At 36.5% G+C, this 4,702-nt stretch carries 6 protein-coding genes; 5 read left to right on the top strand and 1 reads right to left on the bottom strand.

Going from position 1 to position 4,702, the window contains the following annotated elements; genetic code table 11:
* From D6734_05495 to D6734_05515, 5 genes are all read left to right on the top strand, one after another.
* On the top strand, positions 1 to 540 hold a 540-nt coding region (locus tag D6734_05495), incomplete at its 5' end, for a PAS domain-containing protein (GenBank protein RMF95453.1).
* 127 nt (positions 541 to 667) lie between these two features.
* Positions 668 to 1,828, top strand: coding sequence for a DUF1343 domain-containing protein (locus D6734_05500; GenBank protein ID RMF95458.1), 1,161 nt, complete (start codon positions 668 to 670; stop codon positions 1,826 to 1,828).
* A 21-nt stretch (positions 1,829 to 1,849) separates the two neighbouring features.
* Positions 1,850 to 2,449, top strand: a complete 600-nt coding sequence (locus tag D6734_05505) for a class II aldolase/adducin family protein (GenBank protein ID RMF95454.1) — start codon at positions 1,850 to 1,852, stop codon at positions 2,447 to 2,449.
* A 207-nt stretch (positions 2,450 to 2,656) separates the two neighbouring features.
* Positions 2,657 to 2,857 (top strand): cold-shock protein, encoded by a 201-nt coding sequence (locus D6734_05510; protein RMF95455.1) that lies wholly within the window; start codon positions 2,657 to 2,659, stop codon positions 2,855 to 2,857.
* A 101-nt stretch (positions 2,858 to 2,958) separates the two neighbouring features.
* Positions 2,959 to 3,390 carry a hypothetical protein gene (locus D6734_05515; protein ID RMF95456.1) on the top strand — a complete coding sequence of 144 codons (432 nt, stop codon included), beginning with the start codon at positions 2,959 to 2,961 and terminating at the stop codon, positions 3,388 to 3,390.
* Between the two features lie 248 nt (positions 3,391 to 3,638).
* Here D6734_05515 and D6734_05520 read toward each other — a convergent pair whose 3' ends face one another.
* Positions 3,639 to 4,619 (bottom strand): hypothetical protein, encoded by a 981-nt coding sequence (locus tag D6734_05520; GenBank protein RMF95457.1) that lies wholly within the window; start codon positions 4,617 to 4,619, stop codon positions 3,639 to 3,641.
* Positions 4,620 to 4,702 lie beyond the last annotated feature (83 nt).

Below are 4,702 nucleotides of genomic sequence, written 5' to 3' on the forward strand. Positions count from 1 at the left end.
GATATCTTCTCAAATTTTGACAGATTGAAAGCAGGCATAATATTTACTGATAATGATAAGAATATCCTATGGGCAAACAAGAAATTCCTTAATCTTTTCAATACCGACCTTCAATCTTTAAAGAATCAAAAATGCTGGAATCTACTTCATCCTGAATCTCAAAATTGCCATTTATGTGAAACAGAAGATAACATACATCTTCAAGTAGCAATAAATGGGACGAAATATCATCTTCTCATTTCGAATACACCCATTGGAAGCATAGAATTATCGATAATCCATGAAATAACAAAAATAATGTCAGAGTTTGAGAAGCTTTCAAAAGAGGTAAATGAATTAAAAGAGATGATTAAGAATACCTTTGGTTCTTATAAATTTTTAATCGCTTGCAGTGACTGCCAAAAAATTCGCCTTGAAGACGGCACATGGGTTAAGCCGGCCGATATCAAATCGATTATGGAAACTACAGGAATCTCCCATGGACTTTGCCCTGAATGTGCAAAACCATATATTGAAGATTTGATAAAGAAGAAGGATTGATTTCGACACTTTTCAATTAATTCTTTTTCAACTTTTTTCCCTATTGAAGCGTCATTTCTAATTTGCTATAAGCTAATTCTATCTAAAACTTAATGGAAGCAAATCCTCATTGAATCAGAAAGTTGAAATAGGACTTCAGTCGTATTTAAAAAAAAATATAAAGAGGAGAAGCAGAGAAAGAATTGGAATACTCTATAATCCTGCTTCAATTCTTCCTGATTATACATCAACTCTCGAAGCAATTTTAAAATCAGGTAATGGCGCCAATATTACAGCCCTCTTTGGCCCACAACATGGACTCTTTTCTCATACACAGGACAATATGATAACTTGGGATGGCTTTATCCATCCAAAGCTCAATATACCTGTTTTCAGTCTTTATGGTGAATATAGAAAGCCAACAGAAGAAATGCTTTCATACATAGACACACTTATCATAGACCTTCAGGATATAGGCACAAGAGTATATACCTTTGCATCAACAATGTTTTATTGTATCGAAGAATGCGCAAAATATGGAAAAAAAATTATTGTTCTTGACAGGCCAAATCCAATAAACGGCGATTATGTAGAAGGATATAGGACAGAGGAAGACTTCTATTCCTTTGTTGGAATGCTTCCTGTATCAATGCGGCACGGTTTGACAATGGGAGAAATGGCTTGCTTGTACAAGGAATATAAGGATATCGACTGTGAAATCGAAATAATGAAAATGAAGGGATGGAAAAGAAATATGTGGTTTGATGAAACATACCTCCCTTGGATAATGCCTTCGCCAAATATGCCAACATTGGAAACTGCGGCTGTATATCCGGGAATTGTGCTTCTTGAAGGCACAAATATTTCAGAAGGACGAGGCACAACAAAGCCCTTTGAGATGATTGGCGCACCTTACATTGATTCTGAAAAACTAATAAAAGAGCTTGGAACATATAAACTAAAAGGCGTTTTTTTTAGGGAAACACATTTTCAGCCGGGTTTTAACAAGTGGGAAAAGAAGCTTTGCAATGGAGTTCACATTCACATAACAGATAGAAAAAGTTTCAAACCATATATAACAGGAATAGCCATTATAAGGGCTGTTTCAAAACTTTTCTCAAAGAATTTCAAATGGAAAAATCCTCCATATGAATATGAATATGAAAAAGTCCCAATCGATGTTATTTGCGGCACAAATAGGGTAAGAAAGAGTATCGAAAATGAAATAAAACTTGAAGAAATTGAAGAAGAATGTCTTGAAGAAGAAAAAAAATATATGGAAATGAGAAAAGATTTTCTTTTTTATTAAATTTTCAGGAGATTAAAAGGTATGGAAAACGAAATAAGAAAATTAAGAGAAGAATTGGCAGATGTATGTGTAAAAGCATACAATAGAGGATTAAGTTCAGGCGCAGGCGGCAACATAAGCGTTAGGTTGGAAGGAGCAGATATAGTTGTAGTTACAGCATCAGGAATAAGTTTTCGTGATGTAACAGCAGACAATCTCATCGTTGTCGATCTTGAATGCAAAGTTCTTGAAGGAGAAGGACGACCATCAAAGGAAATAAAATGGCACTGCGGTATATACAAAGAGAGGCCTGAAATTTTTTCTGTCTTTCACAGCCATTCAACTGCTGCAACGGCATATGCATCGTCAGGAATGACAGTTCCTCTTGTAACCGGACCTTTTGAAAAAAATATTGGAAAGCAAAAAATAGTCCCCTATGCTCCGCCGGGCTCAGATGAACTTGCAAATCTTGTGATACCTTCCTTCAAAGATAAGGAGCTAAATGTATTGATTCTTGAAAGGCACGGAGCAGTAGCAGTTGCCCCTACTCTTTCTCAAGCATTCAACTTGGCTGATTTGTTGGAAGATGCAGCACGCACGGCTATTTTAAGAAATCTAATTTCAAATATTAAAACAATATAAAAAAAATTGATTTTTTGCTTGCCATTTTAATTTGCATTGCATAAAGTTATTTTTGTTGGATAGTTAGTTATATGTTTTATTAATTTAATCGTTTTCACAAATGGATTTAGTTTAACTTCGGCCCTTCGAAGATTTTCTAAATTCATCTGAAAGCGGTTAGTTGGATTAGGGGTATGAGACCCCTGTTAGAGAAAGGAGGTTAGTAGTATGGCGCAGGGAACCGTTAAATGGTTCAACGAGAAGAAAGGGTTTGGTTTCATTTCAAGAGAAGGTGAAGAGGATGTTTTTGTCCACTACACAGCGATTGAAGGAGCAGGCTTTAAAACCCTTTCAGAAGGACAAACAGTAGAATTTGAAATTCAGGAGGGGCCAAAGGGTCTTCACGCAGTAAATGTGAAGCCATTATAAAAGAATTGAAAAAAAATATAAAGCGGCTTTAGTTTTTAAAGCCGCTTTTTTTAATTTCTAAAAAGTGAAATCTTCTACAATTAAAAAAAGGAGAATTTCATATGAGAAAGATGTCAGAAGAAGAAACAAGAAACTTCATCAATGAATGGACATGGTGCACAATAACCGCTGTAAAAGACGACAGACCATATGCAATAGAGGTAACCTATGTTACTGATGGGGAATATATCTACTGTGGTTCGAGACCCGGCGGGACAATGCACAATTGCATTAAAAAGAACAACAACATTCTGATAAAAATATGCGACGCCGATAGAGATTATCCGCAATGGAGAGCGGCAAGCATAAGAGGTCAGGCAGAATTTTTGACTGACAGAGACGAAGTATATCGTATAATGAGAATGGTATCAAAACTTAGAAAAAGAGATGAAAGACATTTTGATAAGGTTGCAGAATTTATCCTTACTAATCCTGATGGCCCAAGTCTTTTTAAATTGCCTATCAAAGATATTTCAGGCGTTGCATCGAGCTAAAATCCAATTGGGAAGAGAAGTATTCGATTGCTGAGAAATTTTTGAAAATCTTATCCATCTTTTATCAATGAAACATCTTCAAGGGAGAACAATAAGAACACAATTATTTACATATACATCTACCCTTTCTTATGAAAAGGTAGGAAGCGTGTGCATTCTATTGTATTGTTGAGATGTTCTCTACATTCTTAGAGCTGGTTGGAATACCCTTTAGATTCCAATAATTTACAAGTTGAAATTTAGAAATTTCAAGTTCTTTTCCTGAAACGTAATATGCCAACACCACCCAAAATCCCTGCAATCATAAGGGTCAGCGATTGTGGTTCAGGCACAGGATTATGAACATCAAGGGCATCGATATTGATGCTTTCATAACCGGGATCAAGATACAACCCGCCTATCCCGGTTGCGCTATACCAATAGATATTATCTCCCACCGGGTCAAATGTTCCGGGAGCAAGAGAAAAGAAAATAGTGTCACTATCCAACAAGCTTGTTCCTTCATCAAATGTTGTTTTATTACCTGCAACATCAAAAAGCACAAGCGCATCCAATTGTTCCGCATTAGGGTCAAAGCCAATTACAGGAGCAAATACCTCATCTGCCAAATATAGCATATAGGACGACGAACCTAAATTTTTGAAAATATCACCATTATCAAGAGGTGCAGATTCTTCAAGTGAAAAATATTTATCACTGATTGGGTGACCGGGAAACGGCTCTATATAACCGCCGTGATATTCTGATTCCAATGCATCGAGGTCATACTGCGCTAAGCCCAAATCATTTTCATCATCATGTACGAGCTGTGGAAGGACCGTATGAGGCGCCTGATTTGCAAAATGTCCGTCAGCGAACCAGTTTCTTCCAGCCCCCAAAGGATCCGGCTCAGGTCCATAAAGTTGAAATTCATATAGGTCTGAATCTCCATCGATAGAATAGACCAATTCCGTATAACCAGAAAACATATCAGCCAAAGTTGTGTAAGGATGGTCAGCACCTGAAAAAGCATCGATATCCTGAGGCCCTGCCGTAATATTGAAGGCAAACATAAAACTTCCATTTTCAGAAGAATACATTATGTCTTGAGGATTAGTTGCAGGAGGAACCGACGGATCCAATGAAAAAAAATGTCCGCCATCACGCTCTCCTGCCCAAAGAGATAAGTTGAAGAATAAAACACTTAGAATAAGTACAAGAAGCACTCCTACTTTTTTTGAACTTTGCATTAAAATCCCCTCCACCCAAAAAGAACAAAAAATCTCTATTCAATTATTTTTTCAAGCAAAAAATGTGCCATAACGAATAGAAA

The organism is Candidatus Schekmanbacteria bacterium (assembly GCA_003695725.1).
GTDB lineage: Bacteria > Schekmanbacteria > GWA2-38-11 > GWA2-38-11 > J061 > J061.

Excerpts from the sequence above, each read along its gene's own strand:
- D6734_05505 (RMF95454.1), top strand. The coding sequence starts at position 1,850 with ATGGAAAACGAAATAAGAAAATTAAGAGAAGAATTGGCAGATGTATGT.
- D6734_05510 (RMF95455.1), top strand. The coding sequence starts at position 2,657 with ATGGCGCAGGGAACCGTTAAATGGTTCAACGAGAAGAAAGGGTTTGGT.
- D6734_05515 (RMF95456.1), top strand. The coding sequence starts at position 2,959 with ATGAGAAAGATGTCAGAAGAAGAAACAAGAAACTTCATCAATGAATGG.
- D6734_05520 (RMF95457.1), bottom strand. The coding sequence starts at position 4,619 with ATGCAAAGTTCAAAAAAAGTAGGAGTGCTTCTTGTACTTATTCTAAGT.